This window comes from Kitasatospora sp. UYEF31, assembly GCF_057291755.1.
Genome location: NZ_JBXAWK010000026.1, coordinates 50,183 through 74,425, shown reverse-complemented (window position 1 = coordinate 74,425; position 24,243 = coordinate 50,183). Strand labels below are relative to the sequence as shown.

Below are 24,243 nucleotides of genomic sequence, written 5' to 3'. Positions count from 1 at the left end.
GACATCAACGGCTGTGGACTACCGCCTATTCATCCCGTCCCGCAGTTTGGCGCTGATTTTCGCCGCGGCGAGACGCTGGGATTCTGTGGTCACGTGCGTGTAGATCTCCAACGTGGTCTTGAGCTGGCTGTGCCGCAGGATCATCTGTGCGTCCCGCGGCTGCACCCCGAGCCAGGCGAGCAGGGTGCCGCAGGTGTGCCGGGTGTCGTGCAGCCGTACCCGCCGCAGACCGGAGCGCGCGACCCGTGCTTGGAAGCACCGGGAGAAGTGATCGGGGTCGTACAAGCCCCCGGTCTCGGTGCCGAACACCATGTCCAGCTCGGTCCACTTCTCCCCGGCCCCGGCCCGCTCCAGGTCCAGCAACCGCCGGCGTTCCCCCAACGCCTCGATGCACAGCAGTGGCAGCGGCACGGCCCCCTTGGATGCCTCCGTCTTGAGCTCCACCAGCACGAGGCCGTCGTCCTTCTGTCGCTGCACCTGCTTCCGGGGATGCATCGTGCCCTCGTCCAAGTCCAGATCGATCCAACGCAGGCCCAGCAGCTCACCGCGGCGCAGACCCAGCACCAGTGCCAGGACGAACGCCGCGTACAGGCGGTGCGGCCGGACGGACCGCAGGAAAGCGACCGCTTCCTTGGCATTCCACGGGATGACCTCCTTGGACTTCACCGAGGAGATTCCGACGAGCGAGACCACATTGCGGAGCAGCAGTTCATCCCGCATGGCGCTGTTCAATGCGGTACGCAGAACCTTTAAGCACTCCTGAACCGTCGAGCTGCCGACATCCGCCGCCCGGAGCTGCTTCGCGAACAGACGCACATCCTTGGTGCCCAGCTTGGTCAGCGACTTTGTCCCCAACCTGGGGACAAGGTAGAGGCGCACTTGTGATTCGTACTTGGCGTACGTAGTCGGACGCTTCCCCGGCTTCACGATCTCCGCCAGCCAGTACGTGAGGAACGCTCCGAGCTGCCAGGTCTTGTCCGGCACCGGTACGCCCATACGCTCCTGCTGCTGCAAGACCGCCAGCGTTTGGGCCACTTCGTCGTAGGTCTTGCCGTAGACCCACTTCCGCACCCGTTCGCCCAGGGTGTTGGTCACGTACGCGGCCCCGGCATACCGGCCGTCCTTGCGCCGGGTGATCGTGCCCGACCCGTTGGGATTCCGCTTCGTCATCAGGCCGCCGCTTCCAGACGGTCAGCCACGTACGCGCGCACCGCGTCAACGGGGATGCGACGCGCCCGACCGACCGTGATCGACGCGAGTTTGTGCGTCCGGATCAGGTCGTACACGGTGGACCGGCCGAGCCGGGTGCATGCCATCACCTCTTTCACCGTGAGCAGATCAGGGGCAGTGACAACGAGCGGGGTCATGGCCTTTCCTCCGATGTGAATTCTTCACGGGCGGTTTGTCGGTTCAGTTCGGCACTGCGGTACGCGCTCTGGGCCAGCAGCGCAGGGCCGGGGCTCAGGCCGATGCCGAGGTAATCCCAGTGGCCGACGACGAACATCGTGTCCGGGTCCGTCTCGGCCAGGTCCTCAGCCGGTTCGCCGGCCGGGTCGTCGGTGTCGTCCGCTTCCGCATCCGGGTGCCGCGCCTGGTGAGCGGCCCGTTCCTCCCGTAGCGCCCCGAAGGTCACGGAGAACTTGCGGCCCTTGGTCAGGAAGTGGCCGCGGAAGCCGAGCATGTGCGTCCAGCGCTTCAGATGCAGATGCGCCAGATCCGCCCGGCCGCCCAGCTCCCAGCAGGTTTCGACCATCCGCCGGGCATGCGCGCTGAGGTCGAAGCGGTCCAGGTCCGCCAGCAGCGGCAGCGGCCGGTCCAGGCCGCCGGAGGCTTCCGCGCCCTTGGTGGCGTACTTGGCGATGTACCCGGCGACCTTGCGGTCCGTGATGTCCGCGCCGTCGAAGTCCCCCGAGGCGATCGGCCGCACGTCCACCTGGTTGCCGAAGGCGAAGGCGTGCGTCCGGCCGTCCAGCTCCAGGCCCGGCAGTTTCGTCCGGGCGACCGCGGCCCCGATGGCTTCCTCCAGGAGTCCGGCGGTCGCCCACGTCGGGGGCACATCGTCGGGACCGCCGGGCCCGTCGAGGCGGATCACCGCGTGGAAGTGCACCAGGCCGCGCCGCTGGAATTCGGCGACCTTCCCGAACGACACCGCCACGTGCCACCGCAGTTCCTTCTGGGTGAGCCCCGCCAGCCGGGCCACCTCCCGCCGCAGCAGGGTCATGAACCGGGCCCACAACTGCGGAGCATGGACGTTCCACAGCACCGCACCGCGGTAGTCGTACCGGTCCGGGTCCCGCGGCGAGCCCACGGCCGGATCATCCTCAGCGTGCCCGGTCCCGCAGCGGCAGCGGGCCAAAGCGCCGGCCGTTGTGGTCGGGCGGTTGTGGACCGGGCCGAACGACGGAGCCGTCAGCGTGGCGAACACCCGCGGATGGGCGCCCACCGACTCGGGGACGTCCCGGCCGCCGTGCAGACCCTGCGACACGATCCGGTACGCGTCGCCCTGGTACAAACGCGAGCACGGGGCGCACCGGGTCGCCCGCCGGGCCTTGCACCGCACCAAAAGCTCCCCCGCGGGCAGGTCCCGGGCGACCAGGCGGCTCAGCAGTACGCCCGTTGTCCTGTCCCAGGTCGCCCGCTGGCCGTCGAGGCGGACCGGGCGCAGGCAGCCGACCCGGGCAATCTGTCCGGCCAGCGCGCCCAGGTCCGTGCCCATGCGGGCGAGGTCCGCCAGGTCGGCCAGCGCGGCAGGGTCGACCGCGGCCACCGCGGCAGCGGTCATCGTCCGGTCGCTTCCGTCGGGCCGACTTTGACCGGGGTGCCGTTCGGGCCGGGCCGGTAGACGCGGCGCTCGTTGACCTGCATCTTCGCGGTGACCGCTTCGGCGAGGTCCACGCCGGTCATCGAGGCGACCGAGACCAGGAACAGCAGGACGTCCGCGAGTTCTTCCCCCAAATCGCCGCTGTGCCGCCAGGCGTCGAACGCTTCGGCCGTCTCGCCGTAGAGGCGGGCGAATTCCATCGGGACGTCGGTGGTGTTGAAGCCGTGGGCCAGCACGTTCCACCGGGCCAGGTCCTGCACCCGGCGCACCGTCAACGCGCCCGCGTCGAGGGGCGTTCCGGCATGGGTCATCACCGGTCACCGCCCACGGCAAAACCGGACAGGTTCGGGCCGGCGTCCTTCGCGTCCGCGGTGAGCCGGTCGGGCTCCAGGGAGTAGAACAGGACGACGCCGCCGTCCACGGCCGGGTTCGCGCGGACCATGTCCGCCATGAGCCGGGGCAGCACCTCCCAGCGGGTCATGCCGGGCCACGGGGTGCACGTGCCGTACTCGGTGATGCTGATGGCCGGGCCCTGCAAGGTCAGTACCCAGTGGTAGTCGACGGACATGGCGTTCTCCTTCACAGCGGTCGTGCGGGACAGGTGGCGGGTGTGCGGGTTCATACGGCCCCCTCGGAGGCGAGCCGTACGGTGATCTGTTCGGCGAGTTGTGCCGGGACGCCGAGCCGGGCGCGCAGGGCGTCACCGGTGATCGCCGTCCCGGTGGTGGTGCGGTGGTGGTCGGCGATCTTCCGTGCGTGGTCCACGAGCGCCGGGGGCAGTGCGACCGGTTCCGGCGGAGCGGGCAACGCCGGGGGTTCCGCGGCGAGTTCGACGGTGAACGCCCGTGCGGGCACTGCGGGTTCGGGGAGCGGGGCCGCGGCGTTCGACGCGTCCGGGGCCGGGCGCGCGGTGCGGTGCACCAGGAGCGTGCCGCCCAGGAACGCGACCCCGGGCCATCCGGCGACAGTCAGCCGCAGCCAGCCGGGCGGGTCGGACAGGTCCAGGAGTCCCGCGGTGGCGACGTTCGCGCCGAGCGACGCGGCCAGTGCGGTCAGGAACCACAGCCACGGCCCGAAGCGGTCGCCGTCGGACGTCCGGGCATCAACAAGCCGACGCCACGCGGCGACGAGCAGCAGGTCCACGGAGACGGGGTAGGCCCAGGCCTGCCACCCGGCCTGCCCGGTGGCTTGGGCGACGTCGTGCAGGTGCGAGAAGGACAGGGCCGCGGCGATGCTGGCCTGGATCAGCAGCGGATCGACCCGCGGCAGACGAAGGCGCGCGGCCATCACGCACCCCCGGCCAGTGTGCGGAGCGCGGCGGTGGCCTGTTGGGGGACCACGCCGTTGCCCAGGACGCGAAGTTGCGCGGTACGGGACAGCCCCGGAACGCCGGTGACCCATCCTGCGGGCAGGCCCATCAGCCATTCGACGAAGGCCGGGTTCAGGCGGGGCGCACCGGCGCGGTTGAGGGCGGTGTGCGCGGGCGTGGGACGCCCGGTGGCCTGCTCCCAGCGGCGGACCGCCGCACCGTACCTGCCCCACTGTCCGGGCTGGACCGCGCACGACAGCCCGGCGTCACCTTTGCGTCCACGCTGGTTCGGGCCGTCGGACGCCCGGGGCGTGGGCAGCAGCAGAGAAGTCACCGCGTTGGACAGGAACACCTGGTGTCCGGAGTCGGTCCGCTTGTCCGCGGTGGCGTCGGTGCAGCCTTTGTCCCGCGGCGACGGGGTGGGCAGCAGGGCGACCGTGGTGCGCAGGTCCGCGCCGCCGGTGCCGCGGGTGCCGATGCCGTGCGCGTCCGAGGTGCGCGGGGTCGGCAGCAGGCTCAGCCCGCTGACCGCAACACGTCGATCGCCGTCGGGAGTTGTCCGTCCTGTCCGCCGCCGCGCCAGTCGCGGGCCGCCGGGGTCGGCAGCAGGCCAGGCGAGGAGGAAGACCCTGCGGCGCAGGTGCGGGCATCCGACGTCGGCGGCAGAATGAGTCCGCCAGCACCCCACGTAGCCGAGAGCGGCCAGTCCGAGAACGACACGGGCCATAGCGTCCCCACGGTTCGCAGTGAGCAGCCCAGGGACGTTTTCGAGCACGAGCAGCCGGGGTCGTGGTCGAAGGTCGCGAGCGGCGTCGAGGATCGCATCGAGGATCCACCTTTCGTCTGTGGTGCCGCGGCGGTGGCCGGCCCAGCTGACGGGCTGGCAGGGGAATCCGGCGGTCAGGACGTCGACGCCGGGGACGGTGGTCCAGTCCGCGGCGGTGATGTCGCCGAGGTTGGGGACGGTGGGCCAGTGGTGGGCCAGGACCGCCGACGCGGCGGGGTCGGTGTCGGCGTGCCACACGGTCTGTCCGCCGAACACGTCGACCGCCGCCAGGTCGAGTCCGCCGTAGCCGGAGCACAGGGACCCGATGCGCGGGCCCGGTGCGGGGTCAGGTGTCACGGTGTCGTTCACGGGAGTCCTCCGGTTCCGGAGCGGGGGTTGGGCGGTACGGCACCGGGGCTTGTTCGCCGGGCCGGTGCCGTACCGAACTTGAGGGAGCGTCAGAACGCGGTGCGCGGAACGGGTTCGGTCACGGTGTGCCCGTCGATCCAGTCCTCCGCGCACACCTTGTGGCAGGGGATGCCGCGGTCCGAGAGCAGCGGGGTCGACTGTGCGCAGACCGCGCACGGTTCGTCGGTGCCGCCCCAGTGCGACCGGTGGTGCCAGTCCAGGTGGGTGCCCGGGTCGGTGCCCGGCGCGGCGGTCACAGGTTGATGTCCGGGTAGTCGTGGCCGCGCGGCGGGTAGGAGGAGTAGTCGACGTCGTGCAGGGGGTCCCGGGGCGTGTCCAGGGCGGGCCACAGGGCGTCTTCGAACTCCTCGTCCTTGACGGGCCAGAACTCGGCGTACTCGAAGTAGGCGTCCGCCAGCCGCTGGGTCGTGGACGCGTCGTTGGACCGGTGGATCAGCCGGTCGTGTTCGGCGTCGGTCATCTGCCTACGCCGCCGGATCACGGTTCCCACCTCGGTTCGTCCGGGTGGGGGAAGCCGTGGCCGTCCGGCGGGTAGAGGCGGTAGTCCACCTCGCCCCGGGAATCGGCCGGCACGTCCAGGGCCATCCACAGCGTGTGGGCGAACTCCCCGTCCGGCGCGGTCGTGTTCTTGGCGTAGGTCACGGCGTCGTACATCTGGTCGCAGGTGCGGATCTCGTCGTCGGCCTGCTGGACCCGCCGCGTGCGGTCGAGGTCGGCGTGCGGGCGGGTCACCGGGTCACCGCCGCGGGCAGGAAGCGGGTCCCGTCGCAGGTGCGGCAGACCGTCAGCCGCAGCCGGATCAGGCCGCGCCTACGCTGTCCGGAACCACGGCAGGCGGTGCACAGGGTGTGGTGCGTCGTGCGGGTGGTGGTGTTCACTGGGAGTTCTCCTCCTCCTTCAGGGGTGGTGGGTGACCCGGCCGGACGCAGCTGCTTTGCGGGCTTGAGGCATCCGGCCGGTGCGGAACTAGGTGGTGCGGCCGGTCTGTGCGTTGTTGTGGCAGACCGGGCAGTGCTCCGTGCCGGTGGTGGTGACCGCGACCTGGAAGCCGCCGCAGTACCAGCAGTTGATGTCCATCGGTGCCGTCCTTGCCTCCGGCCGTAGCCGGGCTTGTGGCGGTCAGGCCGCCGGGTCGGTGCACAGCGGGCACGTGCACACCAGCGCCGCGGGCTTGGGATGCAGGTCGCCGCGCATCCAGCCGAAGCAGTCGGTGGTCATGCCGTCGCCGGAGACCAGGTCCCGGGCGCGGTCGGCCAGGAAGCCGCCCAGCGACTGGAGTTCGCCGTCATCGTCGAGGTAGGGGTAGGTGTTCATACCGGTCGGTTCCTTTCAGTGCGGGTCGGGTTCGGTGCCGGTGCCCCAGCAGCGGAGGCAGAAGCCGTCCTGATCGCCGACGTATTTTTGACCGCGGCCCACGCGCACCTGCTTGGACACGGTCTGGTTCCCGTGGCAGGTGTGGCAGGGTTCCGGGTCCGCAGTGACCGCCGGAGCGGGGTCGGGGTCCGGATCGGCTTTGCGGGTCACCACGGCGCGTCGTCCGCGTCGTGGAAGGCCGGGTTGTGGGGGTGGCCCCCGCACTGGGCACAGGTCTGTTGGGTCGAGTCCGGACGGTCGTAGTCCGAGCCGTTCCTGTGGTCGATCAGCGTGCCGAGATCGTTGGACGACGCTGCCTCGATCCGTCCGATCAGGTCGTCTTTGCGGTCGATCAGCGCGCCGCAGTCGCCACCAAAGGTGCGGTGGTCACGCAGGTCGGCCAGCAACGCGGCGATCTCCGCGATCGTGGGTCCGTTCGACACGGTGGTGCTCCTTTCGGATCAAGGCATGGACGGGGTAGGGACACGGCGCGAGGCGGTCACGCCGACCGGGGAAAATCCAGGGGAAACAGGCGGTCAGGCCGCTTGGTCAGCAGCCGACAAAAGCGCCGGCGCTTTGTGCGGAGCCTCACCCAGGACGAGCTGTGCGAGGTCCATCAAGCCGCACGGGTCCGAGGCCAGGAGTCGTGTCCGGTAGGCGAGTTCAGTCACCGCGGTTTCGTCGACCGTTGGGATGCGCACCCGGGTGAAGCCCTTACGGCCCTCCAGAGCGGTCACGGCGACGCCGATGTACTTCGGGTCCTGGAGAAACAGCGGGTGCGCGTCCGGGTAGAGGCGGATCGCCGAGCCGAGCCCCGCGTCCGCGGCTTCCGGAGTGGACACCGCGAACGCGACCTTGCCGCCGCACACGTCCCGGATCTGCGTGGGGATCGCGTCCCCTGTGCCCTTCTGGGTCAGCAGGACGGTCAGGAAGCCGACGTTGCGGCCCTTCTTGACCAGCTGCTCCACCAGGCGGATCAGCTCATGCGCGGCCTCGGTGTGCGCCTTGGACATGCCCTTGCCGGTGTAGAAGAAGCTGTGCGCCTCATCGATGACCAGCACCACCAGCGGCCACAGCGCCGACGGGCCGACGTGCCACAGGTTCTTGACGCCCAGTAGCGGGCGGAGCATCTTCTGGCGTTTTTGCATCAGCCCGTACAGCCGCCGCACCAGTTCCAGAGCCGCGAAGACGTCGTCGTCCAGGTGCGCGAACGCCCGTGGTGCGATGTCGTCGTAGTCCGGTCCGCCCTTGCCGTCCACGAACGCGAACTGCACATTGGGGCAGGCCGCCAGTTCGGAGAACAGGTGCAGGATCAGCTGGGTTTTGCCGAAGCCCGGCATGCCGACCACGGTCACCCCGGGGACTCCGGACAGCCGCAGGTGCAGCGGTTGGCGGACCTCGTCGCGGCCCAGCAGGACCCGGCTCACGTCCATGACCGCTCCGTCCGGTCCGGGGTGAACGGGACGGCCAGCGGGTCGGTCAGCATTGCCCGGATCCGTACCGTGCCCGGGGTGTCCTGCTCGACGGTGACCCTCTCGCAGCGCCAGGCGTTGCGCAGGTGTTCGGCCGCCGCCTGGTATTCCTTGAGGCCCACGCCGGGCAGCGTCGACACGGTGGCGGTGAAGCCGCCCGCGATGGGTCGGGCACAGAACTCGGGCAGCCACACCCGGGGCATCGGGCCCGGGGCCATCCGCGGGTCGTTCATCCACCGGAACTCCGCGCCGGGTTCCTGGTGTGCCAGGTCCAGTCCCTCAGTGAGCTTGAGCCACGAGTTCTGGGCCCGGCGCACCAGACGCACGCCGGCCTTGTAGTCCGGGTCCATCCGCAGCCAGCCGCGGACCTGGACACCCGCGTAGACCAGGACGGGGGAGCTGAACGCGGCGATCTCGGCGACCACCACCAGTTGCGACGTCATGACAAGCCCTTCACATCGGAGGCAACGGACCCCGACGGGTCCACCGCGTCGGCGCGGAACGTGACGCCGTCCCGGGCTTGGGGCTTCACCCTGGATCCGGTGGCCAGCAGGACCAGCGCCCCGGTCTGGTCGACGTACTCCCCGGAACACCGGCGCACGTGCTCCCAGTCGCGGGAAGATTTGCAGAACGCAAGCGGCAGCGACGTCATGACCGTTCAGCCTTCACCGGAGCCGCGGCGACCGGAGCCAGTGAGGTGACCGCGATAGCGCGGAACGCGATGCCGTGCCGGGCGACGCCGTTGAACGTGTTCTCCCACGGCACTGCGACCAGACCGGTCACGGCCAGGGGTGCGCCGACGGTCAAGCCCGAGGCGGGAAGGCCCGGTTCGGGAACGGTGACCTTGATGACGTCGGCCGCGCCGTCGGCGATCAGCACGATTTCCAGGGTTCGCAGCGGGGCCCCGGTGTCCCGGTCGGTGGCGATCTCACCGGTCGCCAAGTCCTTGACCTTCGGTTTGGGTTCGGTGGCCAGCATGGTCATGGCCCCGGCGAGGTCTACGCGGATGTTCTTCATGTTGTTCTCCAAAGGATCGACGCGAGCAGACTTGTAAGTAGTCAGCTACATACAGCATATTGAAGGAGAGGAACCCGTCAACGGGTTCTGCAAGATTCTTTGAAGTCCCCGACGAGCGTTGCGCCCCTCCACTGACCTGAGGATGCGCCGCAGATGCTCATGGACAACAGAGGACGCAAGAGGACTGTCCGCTCCGGCTGACGGAGGGACAAGTCACAATGGGACGAAGGTCGTTGCCTGTCCGGAGGGGGTTTCGTGACAGAGTTCGCCAGGATCCGAGAGGCCGCAGGTCTCAAGCAGATTCAAGTCGCGTTCAAGCTGAAGCAACTCGCACGAGAACTACGCTCCCCGCTCGACGCCTCAGACGACAGCCTCATGCGCTACATCCGAGGTTGGGAAGCGGGAACCCGGCCCCTCTCAGGGGTCTACCTGACTCTGATCTGCCGTGTCTTCGACTGCACCACGGCCGAGCTGGGCATCTTTCCTGACGATGCGCAGGACGAAGACGATGGAGACGAAGCACTCGCCCTCAAACGGGAGTTGCTGGCCGCTACCAGCGCAAGCATCGGTCTTGTCCAACTCTTCGAGGAGCACACGGACAATCTGCGGCGGATGGATCGCGTCCTAGGCGCCGGCCGTCAGCTTCCACAAACGCGCGCTCATGTAGACCAGATGCAGAGTCTGCTAAAACACGGTGTGTCCTGCGACGGCCGCCAACTCATGGCCGGAGCACTCACGGAAGCCGCCGCGTTGGCCGGGTGGCAGGCGCTCGACCTCGGGCTTTACAAAGAAGCTTGGGAACTGCACGAGATTGCCAAAAGCGCCGCGCGCGAAGCCGAGAACCGGACGATCCTGGCGCACGTAACAGCCCAACAGGCGTACGTCCTACTGGACATCGATCAGCCGGCGGAAGCCTTGGCACTCATCCAGCACTCTCGCAAACAAGTGGGTTCCGCAGCACCCCCGCTCATGCAGACATGGCTACACGCCGCTGAAGCCGAGGCATTCGCCGTCGTCGGAGACGACGCAGGATGCAGGCATGCGTGGGACGAGGCAGGTCGGCTACTGCCCAATGACGCATCAGATCCCGGTCTGCCGTTCCTCTTCATGACCGGGTCTCACCTCGACCGGTGGCGGGGAAATTCCCTGTGCCGACTTGGAGCGGATGAGGCGATCACAGATCTCACGAATGCGCTGTCCGCCATGGAGCCGGGATTCACCCGAGCGGAAGCGGGTCTTCGTTGCGACTTGGCCACTGCACTGCTCAAGCAGGGTGAGACCAGCGAAGCCCACGTGCACGCGCAGCGCGCCAAGGAACTAGCGGCACTGTCGGGTTCAGTCCGCCAGCGCCGCCGCATCGATCAACTGCTACGCACGGAGTGACGTACCAGTTTTGGTACGTGTCGCCAGGATGTGAAGCAACGCCACCAGAGCCCCAGAGTTGGCCACCATGCCCTTAGCGATGAGACCGGGCACCGCATCCAAGGGAATCCACGCAGTGCGCTGAGACTCGTTCTTCTCCGTAGGCTCAGCAACGTATTCGACACCGCGGGCCACATAGACGTGATGCGGACTGCTCACAGTCCCGATCATCGGTTCAAAACTCACCACGTGTTCAAGCGGTCGAGTCGGCCGGTATCCGGTTTCTTCCAACACCTCACGGACAGCGGCCTCTGCGGGATCTTCCCCGTCGTCCACTACCCCGCCGGGAAGCTCCCAGTTCCACGTGTCCGACACGAACCGGTGTCGCCACATCATGAACACACGATCCTGATCGTCCAGCATCGCAGTCATGGCGGCAGGCGGTAGATAGACCTTGTGATGGTCGAACCGCTCTCCGTCCGGCGTCTGGATGTCTGCTTTGGTGACGGTGACCCAGTAGTTCTCATAGATCGGGAGCTCACCGTGGACGACCCAAGCCGTAGAGCGGTCGCCATCATCATCGAACGTCGGAGGTTGCGTCACGATGCGTTTCGCTCCTTGATCAGCGCGAGCAAGGCCGGATCGCTCCAGCTCTGCAAAAGCTTTCCGTACGGTATCCCTCGTCGTGTCGTACTGGCTGCTCAGCTCTGCCTCAGACGGAAGTGATGCCCCTGGGGCGAGTTTCCCCGCAGTAATGCGCTGCCGTAGTTCTGCGGCGATCCGCTCGTGCAACGAGGTCGCTACCGGTTCCCCGGAAGGGCCTGCGACATACCGTCCCTTGCCCTTGACCGTGTGCACCAGCCCTTCACTGGCCAAGACCTTCACCGCGCGAGTGATGGTGCCGCGCGTCACGGAAAACTCTTCGGCAAGCACGGACTCGGTCGGCAGTGCGTCACCAGGTACAAGTCGCCCATCAACGATCCGTTCCCGCATCACATCGGCGATCTGCTTGTATCCCACGTGTCCGCTCTTCATGCCGTGCACCCAGATCCTCCGCTGTAGTCGTCCATCTCAGCGTAAGGGCCTATACCCACACCTCCGAGAACTGAGGCTAGGACAGCCACGTACTGCGTCGCGCCGCTACCGCATAGATCTGCCCGACCGTGGCCCAGTCGAGACGACAGGGCAGTCGCGCCAAGCGGCCGTCAATCTCTTCACCGTTCTCTACGACGATCAGGTCCGTACCCTCCCGCTTGATCTTCACCTTGGCCGTGCCTACGAACGCCAAGACCGGCGTCACCACGACCTCAAAGCCGCAAGCTGCGGACAGGCGCTTTGCGGCTCGACTCGCTTCGCCATGGCTATTGCGTACGAACGAGCGTTTTGCTCCGTTCACCCACCCAACGTGATCCATCACGGTCACCCGTGCCCCTGGAAAATGCTTGGTGTTGATCGTGAACACGCCCGCCGGACCGATCGTCAGGTGATCGATGTCCGCGCCACTCGGCAACGGGATCGAGTCGAGTGTGTGCCACCCCTGCCGGTCGAGCTGGTGCAGTCGCTTGCTCACGACAACTTCACCCCGCCGGCCTTTCCGCCATGTCGAGGCTTCAGTTTCCGCACCAAACAGCCAAGACCAGAAACGCCGCAGCCGACTTGGCACCAACTCGGCTTCCTTCAAACGGAGTTGCGCGCCGGGTCGGTTACGGCTCAGATCGTCGCTGCCTGAAACCGGTGGATCCACGGCAACAGGCGCCCGGCGCGGCTCATACCCTAACTGCTTGCATAAGTACGCTGCCAACGGTTCCAGCACCCGACGCGCGTAGTTCGCATCCGTAATGACCAACAGGCATTTGATCAAGTCGTAGTAGGCCACACTCGGCCCCAAACGGGTGTCTATGTTCACGTACAAACGACGGGTCTTTCCCCTGTAGTACGGCGAGACCACCAGATCTGACACGCCCGATCACCCCCGGCTCGATCGCGACTGCCCGGCCATGAAAACACTCCGAACCGAGACAGCGCAACGCGACAACGGGACATCCAGCGCGATCCCGGAAGCGTGACCAAATCCGGCGTACCTGTCGGAAGAGACTTCGCCCGATGTCCCATCCGGGGACCGGGGGACCGGCGGCAGAGCGGCCCAAGTGCAGCCGGACCATGAACCAGACCCCGGACAACTCGGCACCCTCGGATCAGCACCGAAGCGGAGCCCCAAGGCGAGCAAGCCGGGCAAGCACCAAAGAGCAGACAGACATGGCCCGTTCAAAGCTTCCTTACATCTTCAAGGCGGCTCGCTGCGCTCACCGCGCGGCCATCCGCCGCGCGGACCCGGGCCGTCGCTCCTGACTCCGTCCCGCTCACGGCCCGGCCCGGCGCCGGTGGCCGCGGGAGCACACAGGCCGACTGAGGACACGGAAACCGCCGGCCGTTCCGTCATCTCAGGAGCAGCCCACTCACCACGCCCGGTCCAGCTACGTCACACCCGAAAAGCCGTTCTGACCCAAGCCAAGGCAGTCCCAGCGGCTCCACTTGGGCCGCTCTGCCGCCGGTCCCCCGGACCCCGGAAGAACACGGGACTAGGGCCCCCGCGGCCACTCCGCAACGTACGCCAGGAAGCCCACAGCAGGCCCGACCCGAGTACGCAGGCAAGCCCCGGTCCGTCGGTTCCAGGACCTTTAGCCACCTCCCCGCGCAGGGGCCCACGTCGGGCAAGACCGGGGGGCCAGTGGGACCAAACCGGGTGGGAGGCCTGCGGCCCCACTTTGCTGAACCAGCGTATGGCCCCCCGATCATGCCCGACCCCTACACGGGCAGGACACCGGCCAAAGGTCCCTCCGCCGACTCCGCAGCGCCTGACAACACCAGCTGACAACAACGTTGGCAGACAGCGGCACATCTCAACATCACCCAATGAGGCCGCAGCCCAGTAGGCAGGCCCTATATATAGAGCCAGCTTCCCAGATGATCGTTCTGATAAGGAAGAGGCCACAGGTTCAAGTCCTGTTAGGCCCACTCGTTGCCGACGCCCCGGACGTGATGTCCGGGGCGTTCGTCATTTCCGGACGCCTGCGGTCCCCGGACAACGGCATCAACCGGACAGATCATCTGACAGCTCTTCGTCTGTCCTTCCCTCAACTGTTATTGTCGTGGCCATCCGGGCAGAACCGGGCCCCGCCGCAGCATCGGGCGGAACGAGCTCCACACGGCCCGTGCATGCAGTTCGCAGTGACGGAGAGGTCAAGGCTGATGAAGAAGCTGATCCTGGTTGCCCTGGCAGCTGCCGCCGGTGTCCTGGTCTACCGTCAGGTCCAGGCGGACAAGGCCGAGCAGGACCTGTGGACCGAGGCGACCGACCCGGTCCCCGCGGGCACCACTTCCCGCTGACACCAGTCAGCCTTCCGACGCGGGCTCCCGGCTTCGTTGAGCCGGGGGTTCCGCGTGTTGGGCGCCCATCGACGCGGGCGCGGATACTGATGCGCGAAGTTGCCCGCAGAGCAGGTAATCTAGTCACGCACACGGGGCCTTAGCTCAGCTGGTAGAGCGCTGCCTTTGCAAGGCAGATGTCAGGAGTTCGAATCTCCTAGGCTCCACAATGTGAAAGGTCCCCTGACCTGCGGAAACGCGGGTCAGGGGACATTTTTGTGTTTATAACGTCCACACCGTGTCCACACCGGGGTGACGTAATGTCGACATATGGCGTCGATCAAGCAGCGTGACAACAAGGACGGAACGGTGAGTTTCACCGTCCGATAGCGGTCCGGCAGATCGAGAGGCAGCAAGGAAGACACTCAGGTTTTTGAGGGGCTGGAGCCCGCAGAGCGCTTCAAAGATCTGGTCAATGGTCACGGACAGCAATGGCCACCTGGCTGGATACGCGGGCAAGGCTTCGTGGCTGAGCAGCGCAGGCCCGCGGCCCTGTTCGAGACCTTCGCTCTTGCGTACGTCGACTTGCTTAGAGGTGTCCAGGGCGACACCAAAGCCCACTATCGAACAGTCATCCGCCGCAACCTGACGCCGTGGTTCGGGCCGTACACCGTCGAGGACGGCGAAGTGGCATCACCCGCGAGATGGTGAAGAACTGGGTCAATGACCTGGAGGCCGGACGGCTCGCACCGCTCGACCCGAAGAACAGAAAGCCCCGGACGAAATACAAGCCGAAGTCCATCAAAGACAAACACGGACTTCTGAGCGCGATCTTGCAGTCCGCTGTCACCGCGGAGCCGCCACTCCGCGCTGCCAACCGGTGCGCGGGGACCCGCCTGCCACGGCTGGACGGCGCGGAAGATGAAGATGGGATGGTCTTCCTTGAGCGCGAGGAGTGGGCCTGGATCTATGAGTGCCTTGCCGACGACGCCAAGGACGTCGGCAAGCTCATAGCCGAAACCGGGTTTCGCTGGGGTGAGGCCACCGTGCTCCAGCCCCGGGATCTCCGCCGGCGGAACGGACGGCCCGCTGTCCGGGTCCAACGGGCGTGGAAGAAGGACGAAGAGGGGAAGTCGACGGTCGGCCCGCCGCCGACCCCGCACCCCTGACCGGGGAACGGAAGTTGCCGCTGGTGTACGTGGGGAACCAGTACGGACGGGACGCGGCGTTCGGCGCGTTCTTCGCCCCCGCCGCCCGCCGTCTGGACCACCGGGTCGCGGGAAAATGGACGGACACCGGCCGCTGGCCGCACGTCCGGTTCACCGGCCGGGTGTCCTTCTAAGAAGGTCTGGCACTGCACCGCCAGTCCCACGCGACGATTCTGCTGGCACCGGACCGGTACGTCGCCACCGGACAGTTCACCCAGCGGATCTTCGAAGCTGTCCTGTCCGGGTGCGCGCCGATCATTCCGGCCCACTACCGGGGTGCCCCGCTGGTAGTCCCCGGCGACCTGCTTGCCCAGGACGGGGCCGCCGTGGAGGACATCACCCGTGCGCTGATGTCGCTGACCACCGCCGGGACGACACGGCTCCTGGAGTCGTGCCTGCGCAAACTCGGCCCGTTCCGCCTCTCCACCCAGGTCACCGCCGTCAATGCGGTGCTCGGATCGCTCCGGAAGAGTGGATGATGGACAAATACACGCCCACCGTCCCCCGGATCGGTAGCCTCGGCCTGCATGAAGAAGATCGCCCTCATCGGCTGCGGCGGCAGCGGCAAGACCTACCTGTCGAAGCAACTCGGCGCGCTGATCGGCGCGCCGGTGGCCCACCTGGACGCCGTGTACTACGACGACGGGTGGAACCCGCTGCCGCCGGAGAAGTTCGTCGCGGTCCAAGAGGAACTGACCTCCGCCCCGAAGTGGGTCATCGAGGGGAACTACGCCAGCACGCTGCCCATCCGGCTGTCCCGCGCCGACACGGTGATCTTCCTCGACCTTCCGGCCACCACCTGCCTGTGGGGCGTCGCCCAGCGCCGTCTGCGGCACGGAGGCGGGCAGGACGACAGCACGGGCGTCTACGACCGGATCACCTGGTCCTTCCTGCGCTACATCTGGGGTTACCGCACCTCGATGGCCCCACGGGTCCGGCGGCTGATCAGCGAGCATGCGACCGGGGCAACAGCCCATATCGTCACCAGCCGCCGCCGGGCCCGCGTGCTCCTGGCCCGGTTCCAAGACGAGCAGCCCGCCTAAACGGCAGCAGCCGGGCCCGGGGGCGCGGCCGTGGCTGACCGCTCCCCGTTCCTCGACACCCGGCTCGTCGCTGGCCCCCTCTACCCCGAAGACGTTCTTCGTGAGGTGGCCCGCTGCCTGAGGCCCGGGTCCACGGTCATCCTGGTCACCAAGTCCGCGGACAGCTACGTCTCCCTGGACTGGCTGGTCGCCGCTGCCGGGCTCGACCCGGGCGCGCAGCAGCAGGTCGGACTATACGAGGCGTTCCACAGCGCCAACATGCGGGACATTGCCGCCCGGGTCCTGCACGTCCACCACGTGCACCACGAGACACACCGGTTCCGGTTCCGCGACCTCGCCCACACCGCCGCCTACCTGGCCACCTCGCCCAAGTACTCCCTGCCTCCCTGCGTGGCCAAAGACTCTGACGCCCTAGCCGTCCGGCTCAGCGACGCGCTGCCGGACGGCCCCGTTGAGACGGCCTCCGTCGTCAGCTATCTGATTGGCGGAGCGTCCGCAGGACACCGCCTGGTCGAAGTCTTCTTCCAGCGCGGCGAGTTCTTCATCCGTCAAGGTCGTGCGGCCGGCGTCCCGGGCGGCGTGCGCGGCCTTGTTGCCCGCGGTCAGGGCGTCGGCGGCGGCCTTCGCCCACGCCTGCTCGCCCGGGTCCGCGGTGTGGACGCCGTCCAGGTCGCGGAGGATGTGGGCGTTGCACAACGCGCGGGCGGTTCCGTAGATGTCGTAGGAGGACCAGGCGTCGCAGACGAGGGTGCCGGCGAACAGGGGCAGGACCCCGGCCGCTCCCATCGCCTCCCGGCCGCGTTTGGGGTGTGCGGTGTACCAGGTCAGCCGGTCGGTGCAGGCGACATGCGCCCAGTGGAGTGCGGCGGCGACCTGGATCCCGGATTCTTCCCCGAGCTCTTCGAGCAGGGGATGCCCCATGAAATGCGCCACGTCCGCGTCCCGGAGCAGGGTGACGGTCCGTTCGGCGAACGGTTCCAGAAGTCCGGCGGCCCGTTTGAAGCAGGTGCCCGTGAAGCCTTCGGACAGGGTGGCGCCGTGGAGGTCGGCGGCCTGGGCAGCGGTCCGGGCGCAGGGGGTGTGCTGCTGGACCTGCTGGTAGACGGCCGGGGCGTGGAGTCCGGGCCCGTATTGCGCGGGTGCTCCCGCGCCGTGGGGTGCCGGTGCGGTGGTGGTGTGCCCGCACGGGCAGCGGAGTTTGAGCATCCGGTGTTCGGTGACGACCAGGCGGGGTTCGGGCAGGTCGAAGACCTGCGACCGGGTGAAGCCGGTCGCCTTGGCCGTGTCGAAGTCCAGGGTGGTGTCGTAGCCGCCGCACACGGCGGGCCGGTGTTCGACCACGGTGTCGGGGTCGGCGACCTGGGCCAGGTTCGCGCCGGGGTGTCCGGGTTGTGCGCCGGGGCGGCGGGTTGTGGTCCCGCGTTGGGATCGGGGTGGGGGTTTGCGGTAGGGATTGTCGGAGGACGGCGGCTTGGAGGAGTTCGAACTGTCGGCTGCCAGAAGGCGTTTCAGCTCGGCGATCTCGATGTCCTGCTCGGCGATCCTGCGTTCCAGCCGTTCGATGGTGTCGGCCTGGTCGACGATCAGGCGTACGAGGTCGTCGTACGACGGACGACGCTTCGACAGGCTCACGGTCAGTCCAACGAGCTGATCATGCGCAGGTCACACCACCACATGAGTAGTTACGCAATCACGTTGCGCTACAACCAGACGGTCCCGACGGGAGGCGTTGCCCGGTTAACTTCGAAGTCCCGGAAAACCTAGGAGTTATTCTTCGACGGCTCCCTGGTTACGGGGCAACCTGTAGCCCGACTTCACTCATTTATTTGAGGAGTGACTCTCGGGAATCCCAGTTGCGGCAAATTTGGGACCTGATGGAGTCGATTCGAGAGGGGCGTTAGAAATAGAAGACATCTTCCATTCGCCATTCTCGAGATGCATCATTTCACGAACATTGAGCTGCTCTCCAGTGTCTCCGCGAGTCCCGTTGAACGTGACTAGCCAGAAATCAGGAAAATCGCTCCGCCAAGTGAATGAGACATCCTTCCAATCTTGCCCGCCGTATTTGTCGATACGTTTTTGGGCGTCACCCTCCTTGACTGTCGGACCAAGATGGGTATTTAGTTTGCTTGTATTCTTTGAATTCAAGAGAGTCACGTAATCCCTGAGGTATTTTCTCAGTGACGCATCTTGACTTTCATTGGATTCTCCACTGCATCCGGCTGAGAAAATCAGGACTGCGAAAATTGCAGCCGACAGCATTGCGCATGCCCGAAGTGGGGTGCCGAGAAAGGCGCCCCACTGCGGCTTTGAGCGAGAGTAGGTCATATACCAGGTCCGCCAGGCCCAGAACGAAGAACCAGAGGTGCGGTCGAGGAACGCTTGCATGGAGATGTCGCGAGTGTTGTTCGTGTGGTACGAAAGATACGGGGAATCGGCCGACCGGTAATTTAAACATTGCCGAATGGTCTTTCACTCCGTCGTTGTTAAAGTCTATCTGGAGCACGTCGTCTTTGCCCATATACCAGACGTTGCTGAGTGTGTAAGCCCTGCCCGTGTACGCGGTGAAGTTGAACCAGGAGCCCACGTTGATCCACGAGGAGGTTTGGCTGCTCTGGCTGTACCACCAGTTGTCCGAACCGTATGGGTTGTATCCGTCGTACGCATCGGTCCATCCTCCGTAACGGAGGGCCTGGCTGATAAAGTTTGTGCAGTCATTTGACCACGAGCGGTACCACTGGTTGTAATCCAGTGCGTAAGTGTACGCATATCATCCCATGGCGTCGTAGTTCAGCCCCGACATCGACCGGCCGGAAATGATCGCCTTGTCGTTCTGCGGTACGGCCAGCCTCGTCCCCGACGATTCGGGAACATCGGCACTACGCTCCGCCCCGACTGCGGAAACCGGTGGAAGGGTGCGGGGCGTGATCTGGTTGATGGTGCCGCCGCCATCATCCAGCGACTTGTTCTCGGAAAGCTGCCAACGGCCGTTCGAAGTTTGGTTGAATTTTACGACATGCCTGGCCTGGAAGGCCGTATCGTGCGGCTCGTCGCCACGTATTTTCTTGTAGACCAGTGAGGTCGTCTCGGTCAGGTCGAGAGTCACGCTTCGGCCGGACTTGGTGGTCTTTTCGACCGATACTTGAACGTTCGAGCTTGTGTAGGCCTCGCCGCCCGAATTCAGTCGTTGTTTGCGTTCGCTGAGCTTGGTGCGAGTCTGCTGATCGTTTTTTGCGACCCCAGAGGCGGCTTTGATTTTGGAGTTCGGAAGAACCTTTGCTGCCATCTTCTGGTCTGCACCATCAACAAGTGCATCGGTTCGTTCTGTAATTAGCTGCTTTACGGCGTCAGTCATGTCCTGAAGTTCAGCTGCGCTGGGGGCGGCCGACGCGGCTTCTACGGGGGTGGATCCCAGGAGGGCCACCCCTAGTGCCATAGTGCAAAGGACGGAAATCGATTTTGCTTTTCGCACTTGCTCTCTTTCTTCCTGCATGCCGGATACCTTGTCGGTATGATCGCTTTTTGACAGTAACTGGAGGTAAGCGATGTAGCAATAGAGTTCGTAAACTGGAGGCAATTATTCCTCTTTTGGAGATGATTCGATGCAAACATTCAGCTGGTTCACGCCGTGTGACGGTTTCGGGCGTGGGGTGACGGCTGGTGACCGGTGGTCAACGGTTGGACGCGGCGGTGGCGGTCAGGCGGGAGCGCGAGCCGCGGGTGGGAGCCAGGTGAGGCCGGTGAACGCACCGCGTAGGACGGTCCGACGGAAGGTGGCCAGGGAGCAATGATCATGAGTTAAAGTCTTTCGTGTGATGATCTTCGGGTGAAGCTAGATGAAGCTGCGGCTGCGGGGCGGCTGGCGGATGACGTGTCGATCGGCCTGTTGGCCACGGTGTTCTCCGAGGAGATGGTGGCGGCCGCGATCGATGAGGCTGGTGCCCGGGAGTGGCGTGTCCGGTCGTTGCCGGCTCGGCTGATGGTGTATCTGACCTTGTCGTTGTGGTTGTCCCCTGGTGTGGGCTATGTCCGCACCCTGCGGGGCCTGCTGGAGGGGTTGCGGTGGTCGCGGGGCGGCTGGGACGGCTATCGGGTGCCCAGTGACGGGGCGATCTCCCTGGCCCGCTACCGCCTGGGTGAGGCGCCGTTGCGGAACCTCTTCGACGAGGTCGCCGCCCCGGTCGCCGACCCGGTGCGGCAGCCGGACGCCTTTTGGCGCGGCCTGCGGTTGATGGCGGTGGACGGCGCGGTGTTCGACCTGCCGTCGAGTCCGGACAACCGGGCCGCGTTCGACACCCCGGCTGGTGGGTCCCGTCCTCAGGCCAGGATGGTGGTGCTGGCCGAATGCGGCACCCTGGCCCTGGCCGGCGCGGTGTTCGACTCCACCGGGGTGGGTGAACGCGCTCTGCTGACCCGACTGCTGGACCGCCTCAAACCCGGTCAACTCCTGCTGGCTGACCGGGGGTTCCCGTCCTATGCGCTGTACATCGCCGCCGCGGCGACCGGTGCGGATCTGCTGTGGCGGGTGTCGTCTACCTTTGCCTTGCCGGTCAAAGAACGTCTGGCGGACGGCACGTACCTGTCCGAACTGTGTGGTGACAGGCGGTCGGAGCGGGCCACGGTACGGGTGGTCGAGTACAGCGTGGCCGACGACGACGACGACGGCGTCGGTGAGGTGTTCTGTCTGGTCACCACGTTGCTGGACCCGGAGGCCGCCCCCGCTTTGGAACTGGCCCGCGTCTATGCCGAACGGTGGCGGGTGGAGGTCCTGTTCAAACTGGTCAAGGTTGACCTGCGGACCCCCGGCGGGGTGTTGCGGTCGGGGAAACCCGAAGGGGTGCGCCAGGAGTTGTGGGCGTTGTTGTGCGTCTACCAGGCGCTGCGGACGCTGATCGTGAAAGCCGCTGTCATCGCGGGTGTCGACCCCGCCAAGATCAGCTTCCCGCCCGTCCTGGATGCCGTCAAACGGTCCGTCGGGGCGGCTTTTTCCCCCTGAGCTCCTGGCCCGCGCCCTTCAGTTCCTGATAGCCGACCTACCCGGGACGCTCATCCGCGACCGGCCGCCACGCGCCGCGCCCCGCGTCACCAAACGTCCCTCGCTGAGTTACCGGACCCGTGGTCCGACCGATCCCGGCACCCGGCGCGTCACCCGCACCATCGCGCTTCATTCACTGACACCTGAACATCTCTAACTCATGGCCATTGGGGCAGGGGAAGGCTCGACCACCCGAAATCAGGTTCGGGATTCCGGCCCGGCGTAGGCCCGGCATCGGCCTGACCAGAGGTGCGGCATCGGCCTGACCGGAGGTGCGGCCACGCATGTTGTTCCTACAAGAAGACTATCGGGCTGAAGGTGTGGCAATTCGTGGCGTTCGGATTCAATAGGCGCGCCCCGCACTGAATCGGATTCCCGCTGGTGAAACTGTGGCGTATTCCACCTGGACGACAAAAATGTCGGCGATGGTCGTCTGAATTCGCCGGCACGTCCAACGCTGCAGCTGAATTTTGGGAAGGACGACGGTGAGACGTTCGATCAGTATCTTGGCGGCCGGGACTCTCGCGGCGGCCGCCATGGCCCCCGTCGCGACGGCACAGGGCGCCGACGGGGTATCCCGGCAGTGGGGCCACGGTCTCCAGCGCGCGGCCGACGGGGACGACGCCGACGGCACCGGCGTCCTGCGCAGCCGGACCATCACGGTGGACCCGGGCTCGTTCGCCGCACTGTGCACACCGGCGGACGGTGCCGCGGACGTACGCGAGGTCAAACTGTTCGACGACGTGACGGTGTCGGCGACCGCCGAGGTGGTGCGCGTCAACGGGATCGGCGTCCTGGAGTGGTCGGGCAGTGTGACCGACGTCGAGGACACGGCGGTCAGTTTCGCGGTCACCGGGGCTTGCGGTGGCGGCGGGAAGTCGCTCGCGGGCCTGATCCAGCTGGGCGAGCTGTGGTATCGCCTGACCCCGGTGAGCGCGACCACCTCGCTGGTCGAGGAACTGGAGTCCGGCGGGATGCCCGAGGCCGAGGCGGACGAGCAGCCCGGTGACGGCGATTCCGCGGCGCTGCCGCGGACGTCCCGCCCCGCACTCCCCGACACACCTGACGCTCCCCGGGCGGCCGCCGACAATCCCGCGGCGAGCACCATCGACCTGGTTCTGGGCTACACCCCCGCCGTCGTCGCCAAGCTAGGTTCCAAGGCCAATGTGGAGACCCGGCTTTCCGCCGCTGTGAACGCCGGCAACAAGGCGTACCGGGACAGTGGGGTGCCGGTCCAGGTCAACCTGGTTGCCACCCTGGAGTTGACCGGGTGGAAGTCGTCGGACGCGATCAAAGACATCGCGGGCAAACTGAACGACAGGAACGACGCGGAGATGGCCCCACTGCGTGCCCTGCGTGAGGAGAAGAAGGCCGACCTCGCGCACGTGGTCACCCAGTTCGACCCGCCGCAGGGCGTTACCTTCTCCGCCGGTGTGGGCAACTACGTCGACAACCCGCAGGCGTCGGTCACGTCCCACGCGTCTGAGGGTTTCAACGCGCTGATTTTCCTGGACGGCACCCTGGCCCACGAGATCGGCCACAACCTGGGTCTGACCCACGACTACGTCACCGAGCCGGACGCGCCCGCGAACAACAACAACGATTTCCCGGACAACCGCGGCTACGTCCCGCCGTCCAAGAAGTGGCACGACATCATGGCCTACGGGTCGGCCTGCAACAACTGCGCCAAGCTCATGCAGTACTCCTCTCCGGACCGCACCTACAACGGCGAGGCCATGGGCGTCCGCCTGGGCCAGCCCAAGCCCGCCGACACCACGCGCGTGCTGAAGCTGACCGCGCCTGAGGTAGCCAAGTACCGCATCGCGGCCGCGCCGCCGGTCCGCTACTCCCTGGCCACGGCGGGCGAACCGGCCGCGGGCGGCACCGTCGACCGGAGCGCTCCCGGTGAGCAGGACGCGGGCACCAAGGTCACCGTCACCGCGCAACCCGCCTCCGGCTACCGCCTCGCGGGCTGGACCGTGGACGGCGTCGACGCGGGGAAGACCAACCCGCTGCAGCTGACGATGGCCAAGAACCGTACGGCCACGGCCCGCTTCGAGGTCGCGCCGCCGGTCAACGTCACCGTCACCGCGACGGCCGATCCCGCCAGCGGCGGCGACGTCGAGGTCGTCCCGGCCGGGACCAGTTTCCGCGAGGGCACCAGGGTCGTGGCGACCGCGACCCCCCGCCCCGGCTTCGACTTCGTCCGCTGGGAGGACAAGGGCCGCGCCCTGAGCACCTTGCCGCGTCTGGAGCTGACCGTCGGCGTGGACCACGCCTTGGTGGCCAGGTTCGCGCCCGAGCGGTTCGCGCTCAGCGTGACCGCGCAGGACGGTCACGGCACCGTCACCCCCTCCGAGGCCGGACCGCACGCCGCAGGCCAGGGCGTCGTGGTGTCCCAGAAGCCCAAGCCCGGCTACAAGTTCAAGGGCTGGACGCTGGACGGCAAGGACGTCGGCATGGCGAGTCCGCTCACCGTGCGGATGACCGCCAGCCACGCACTGGTCGCCCGCTACGAGACGGCGTGCGCCATTGCCTCCACCGGGCCCATCGGTGACACCTGGCGCTCCCACGGCGCCGACCAGAGCGTGCTGCTGTGCCCGACCGGGGCGCAGAAGCCCACGGCGGACGGCAAGGGCAGCTACCAGTTCTTCGAGGGCGGTTCGGTCTACTACAGCCCGGAGACGGGCGCACACCCGGTGACCGGCGCTATCAGTGACGCGTGGGAGCTGACCGACTCCGAGTCCGGGCCGCTGGGCTACCCCGTGGAGGATGCCAAGGGCACCATGGACCACGGCTTCACCCAGCGGTTCAAGGGCGGCATCGTCGCCTGGAGTCCGAGTACGGGTGCGCACCCGGTGCGCCGTGGCATCCTGCGCAAGTGGAACGAGACGGGTGCGGAGCGGGGCGAACTCGGGTTCCCATTGGACGATGAGTCCCCGAGGGACGGGACCAGGCTGGTGCAGCGGTTCCAGAAGGGCACGGTCGTCTTCGACCCCGCGACCGGCGAGACCAAGGTCGGCTAGCCGGCACCCGGGGGCCGGATCTTGACGGGCCGGTGG

Annotated in this window: 31 protein-coding genes, 1 tRNA gene and 1 pseudogene; 9 read left to right on the top strand and 24 right to left on the bottom strand. The window is 66.9% G+C overall.

Annotation, left to right across the window (positions count from 1 at the left end; translation table 11 throughout):
• Positions 1–18: 18 nt before the first annotated feature.
• The 18 genes from AC0Z36_RS15565 to AC0Z36_RS15480 form a co-directional block, all read right to left on the bottom strand.
• Positions 19–1,170: a tyrosine-type recombinase/integrase gene (locus tag AC0Z36_RS15565; protein ID WP_485463466.1), complete on the bottom strand. Its 1,152-nt coding sequence runs from the start codon at positions 1,168–1,170 to the stop codon at positions 19–21.
• A complete protein-coding gene (locus AC0Z36_RS15560) occupies positions 1,170–1,367 on the bottom strand; it encodes a helix-turn-helix domain-containing protein (RefSeq protein WP_485463465.1) in 198 nt (65 codons plus the stop codon). Before AC0Z36_RS15560 ends, AC0Z36_RS15565 begins: the two co-directional genes overlap by 1 nt.
• On the bottom strand, positions 1,364–2,782 hold the full coding sequence (locus AC0Z36_RS15555; RefSeq protein ID WP_485463464.1) for a replication initiator: 1,419 nt from the start codon (positions 2,780–2,782) through the stop codon (positions 1,364–1,366). The genes AC0Z36_RS15560 and AC0Z36_RS15555 overlap by 4 nt, the downstream gene beginning before the upstream one ends.
• Positions 2,779–3,132, bottom strand: a complete 354-nt coding sequence (locus AC0Z36_RS15550; protein ID WP_485463463.1) for a MazG nucleotide pyrophosphohydrolase domain-containing protein — start codon at positions 3,130–3,132, stop codon at positions 2,779–2,781. Before AC0Z36_RS15550 ends, AC0Z36_RS15555 begins: the two co-directional genes overlap by 4 nt.
• The gene (locus tag AC0Z36_RS15545) at positions 3,132–3,443 is read right to left on the bottom strand and encodes a hypothetical protein (protein WP_485463462.1); all 312 of its coding nucleotides are present in this window, start codon (positions 3,441–3,443) and stop codon (positions 3,132–3,134) included. The genes AC0Z36_RS15550 and AC0Z36_RS15545 overlap by 1 nt, the downstream gene beginning before the upstream one ends.
• On the bottom strand, positions 3,440–4,108 hold the full coding sequence (locus tag AC0Z36_RS15540; RefSeq protein ID WP_485463461.1) for a DUF2637 domain-containing protein: 669 nt from the start codon (positions 4,106–4,108) through the stop codon (positions 3,440–3,442). Before AC0Z36_RS15540 ends, AC0Z36_RS15545 begins: the two co-directional genes overlap by 4 nt.
• Complete coding sequence (locus AC0Z36_RS15535) at positions 4,108–5,265, bottom strand: DNA cytosine methyltransferase (RefSeq protein ID WP_485463460.1); 1,158 nt, start codon at positions 5,263–5,265, stop codon at positions 4,108–4,110. Before AC0Z36_RS15535 ends, AC0Z36_RS15540 begins: the two co-directional genes overlap by 1 nt.
• A gap of 89 nt (positions 5,266–5,354) precedes the next feature.
• A complete protein-coding gene (locus tag AC0Z36_RS15530) occupies positions 5,355–5,561 on the bottom strand; it encodes a hypothetical protein (RefSeq protein ID WP_485463459.1) in 207 nt (68 codons plus the stop codon).
• Complete coding sequence (locus tag AC0Z36_RS15525; protein WP_485463458.1) at positions 5,558–5,806, bottom strand: hypothetical protein; 249 nt, start codon at positions 5,804–5,806, stop codon at positions 5,558–5,560. Before AC0Z36_RS15525 ends, AC0Z36_RS15530 begins: the two co-directional genes overlap by 4 nt.
• A complete protein-coding gene (locus AC0Z36_RS15520; protein ID WP_485463457.1) occupies positions 5,803–6,057 on the bottom strand; it encodes a hypothetical protein in 255 nt (84 codons plus the stop codon). The genes AC0Z36_RS15525 and AC0Z36_RS15520 overlap by 4 nt, the downstream gene beginning before the upstream one ends.
• Positions 6,054–6,203: a hypothetical protein gene (locus tag AC0Z36_RS15515; protein ID WP_485463456.1), complete on the bottom strand. Its 150-nt coding sequence runs from the start codon at positions 6,201–6,203 to the stop codon at positions 6,054–6,056. The genes AC0Z36_RS15520 and AC0Z36_RS15515 overlap by 4 nt, the downstream gene beginning before the upstream one ends.
• Positions 6,204–6,444: 241 nt before the next feature.
• Positions 6,445–6,639, bottom strand: coding sequence for a hypothetical protein (locus tag AC0Z36_RS15510; RefSeq protein ID WP_485463455.1), 195 nt, complete (start codon positions 6,637–6,639; stop codon positions 6,445–6,447).
• 15 nt (positions 6,640–6,654) lie between these two features.
• Positions 6,655–6,852 (bottom strand): hypothetical protein, encoded by a 198-nt coding sequence (locus AC0Z36_RS15505; RefSeq protein WP_485463454.1) that lies wholly within the window; start codon positions 6,850–6,852, stop codon positions 6,655–6,657.
• The gene (locus AC0Z36_RS15500; protein ID WP_485463453.1) at positions 6,846–7,121 is read right to left on the bottom strand and encodes a hypothetical protein; all 276 of its coding nucleotides are present in this window, start codon (positions 7,119–7,121) and stop codon (positions 6,846–6,848) included. Before AC0Z36_RS15500 ends, AC0Z36_RS15505 begins: the two co-directional genes overlap by 7 nt.
• A 93-nt stretch (positions 7,122–7,214) precedes the next feature.
• Positions 7,215–8,111, bottom strand: a complete 897-nt coding sequence (locus AC0Z36_RS15495) for an AAA family ATPase (protein WP_485463452.1) — start codon at positions 8,109–8,111, stop codon at positions 7,215–7,217.
• Positions 8,102–8,593: a hypothetical protein gene (locus AC0Z36_RS15490; RefSeq protein ID WP_485463451.1), complete on the bottom strand. Its 492-nt coding sequence runs from the start codon at positions 8,591–8,593 to the stop codon at positions 8,102–8,104. Before AC0Z36_RS15490 ends, AC0Z36_RS15495 begins: the two co-directional genes overlap by 10 nt.
• A complete protein-coding gene (locus tag AC0Z36_RS15485; protein ID WP_485463450.1) occupies positions 8,590–8,802 on the bottom strand; it encodes a hypothetical protein in 213 nt (70 codons plus the stop codon). Before AC0Z36_RS15485 ends, AC0Z36_RS15490 begins: the two co-directional genes overlap by 4 nt.
• On the bottom strand, positions 8,799–9,167 hold the full coding sequence (locus AC0Z36_RS15480) for an SCO3933 family regulatory protein (protein ID WP_485463449.1): 369 nt from the start codon (positions 9,165–9,167) through the stop codon (positions 8,799–8,801). The genes AC0Z36_RS15485 and AC0Z36_RS15480 overlap by 4 nt, the downstream gene beginning before the upstream one ends.
• Before the next feature lie 255 nt (positions 9,168–9,422).
• Between AC0Z36_RS15480 and AC0Z36_RS15475 the strand changes: the two genes are divergently transcribed.
• Positions 9,423–10,550: an NsdA family TPR-like regulatory protein gene (locus tag AC0Z36_RS15475; protein ID WP_485463448.1), complete on the top strand. Its 1,128-nt coding sequence runs from the start codon at positions 9,423–9,425 to the stop codon at positions 10,548–10,550.
• Here AC0Z36_RS15475 and AC0Z36_RS15470 read toward each other — a convergent pair.
• Complete coding sequence (locus tag AC0Z36_RS15470) at positions 10,536–11,564, bottom strand: GntR family transcriptional regulator (RefSeq protein WP_485463474.1); 1,029 nt, start codon at positions 11,562–11,564, stop codon at positions 10,536–10,538. The two genes, AC0Z36_RS15475 and AC0Z36_RS15470, sit on opposite strands and share 15 nt — an antisense overlap.
• A 76-nt stretch (positions 11,565–11,640) precedes the next feature.
• Positions 11,641–12,489, bottom strand: coding sequence for a nuclease-related domain-containing protein (locus AC0Z36_RS15465; protein WP_485463447.1), 849 nt, complete (start codon positions 12,487–12,489; stop codon positions 11,641–11,643).
• A 1,289-nt stretch (positions 12,490–13,778) separates the two neighbouring features.
• On the opposite strand from AC0Z36_RS15465, the gene AC0Z36_RS15460 reads away from it, so the two are divergent.
• The 6 genes from AC0Z36_RS15460 to AC0Z36_RS15435 all read left to right on the top strand — a co-directional run bounded on the left by AC0Z36_RS15460 (position 13,779) and on the right by AC0Z36_RS15435 (position 16,146).
• Positions 13,779–13,916 carry a DLW-39 family protein gene (locus tag AC0Z36_RS15460; RefSeq protein WP_485463446.1) on the top strand — a complete coding sequence of 46 codons (138 nt, stop codon included), beginning with the start codon at positions 13,779–13,781 and terminating at the stop codon, positions 13,914–13,916.
• A gap of 133 nt (positions 13,917–14,049) precedes the next feature.
• Positions 14,050–14,122 (top strand) — tRNA-Ala (locus AC0Z36_RS15455).
• A 477-nt stretch (positions 14,123–14,599) separates the two neighbouring features.
• A complete protein-coding gene (locus AC0Z36_RS15450) occupies positions 14,600–15,064 on the top strand; it encodes a hypothetical protein (RefSeq protein ID WP_485463445.1) in 465 nt (154 codons plus the stop codon).
• 14 nt (positions 15,065–15,078) lie between these two features.
• A complete protein-coding gene (locus tag AC0Z36_RS15445) occupies positions 15,079–15,237 on the top strand; it encodes a hypothetical protein (RefSeq protein ID WP_485463444.1) in 159 nt (52 codons plus the stop codon).
• A 192-nt stretch (positions 15,238–15,429) separates the two neighbouring features.
• Positions 15,430–15,582 carry a hypothetical protein gene (locus AC0Z36_RS15440; protein ID WP_485463443.1) on the top strand — a complete coding sequence of 51 codons (153 nt, stop codon included), beginning with the start codon at positions 15,430–15,432 and terminating at the stop codon, positions 15,580–15,582.
• A gap of 48 nt (positions 15,583–15,630) precedes the next feature.
• Positions 15,631–16,146: a P-loop NTPase family protein gene (locus tag AC0Z36_RS15435; protein ID WP_485463442.1), complete on the top strand. Its 516-nt coding sequence runs from the start codon at positions 15,631–15,633 to the stop codon at positions 16,144–16,146.
• 411 nt (positions 16,147–16,557) lie between these two features.
• Here the strand turns inward: AC0Z36_RS15435 and AC0Z36_RS15430 are convergent, their stop codons facing one another.
• The 4 genes and pseudogenes from AC0Z36_RS15430 to AC0Z36_RS15415 form a co-directional block, all read right to left on the bottom strand.
• Positions 16,558–17,778, bottom strand: coding sequence for an IS66 family transposase (locus AC0Z36_RS15430; protein ID WP_485463441.1), 1,221 nt, complete (start codon positions 17,776–17,778; stop codon positions 16,558–16,560).
• A gap of 186 nt (positions 17,779–17,964) precedes the next feature.
• Positions 17,965–18,534 carry a hypothetical protein gene (locus tag AC0Z36_RS15425; protein ID WP_485463440.1) on the bottom strand — a complete coding sequence of 190 codons (570 nt, stop codon included), beginning with the start codon at positions 18,532–18,534 and terminating at the stop codon, positions 17,965–17,967.
• A gap of 79 nt (positions 18,535–18,613) precedes the next feature.
• Positions 18,614–18,904 (bottom strand): annotated as a pseudogene (locus tag AC0Z36_RS15420) (amidase domain-containing protein); the annotation flags it as partial.
• Positions 18,905–18,916: 12 nt separating this feature from the next.
• The gene (locus AC0Z36_RS15415; RefSeq protein ID WP_485463439.1) at positions 18,917–19,501 is read right to left on the bottom strand and encodes a hypothetical protein; all 585 of its coding nucleotides are present in this window, start codon (positions 19,499–19,501) and stop codon (positions 18,917–18,919) included.
• A gap of 471 nt (positions 19,502–19,972) precedes the next feature.
• Here AC0Z36_RS15415 and AC0Z36_RS15410 point away from each other — a divergent pair, with 471 nt between their 5' ends.
• A complete protein-coding gene (locus AC0Z36_RS15410) occupies positions 19,973–21,142 on the top strand; it encodes an IS4 family transposase (RefSeq protein WP_485463438.1) in 1,170 nt (389 codons plus the stop codon).
• 524 nt (positions 21,143–21,666) lie between these two features.
• Positions 21,667–24,207: an InlB B-repeat-containing protein gene (locus AC0Z36_RS15405; protein WP_485463437.1), complete on the top strand. Its 2,541-nt coding sequence runs from the start codon at positions 21,667–21,669 to the stop codon at positions 24,205–24,207.
• Positions 24,208–24,243: the final 36 nt, after the last annotated feature.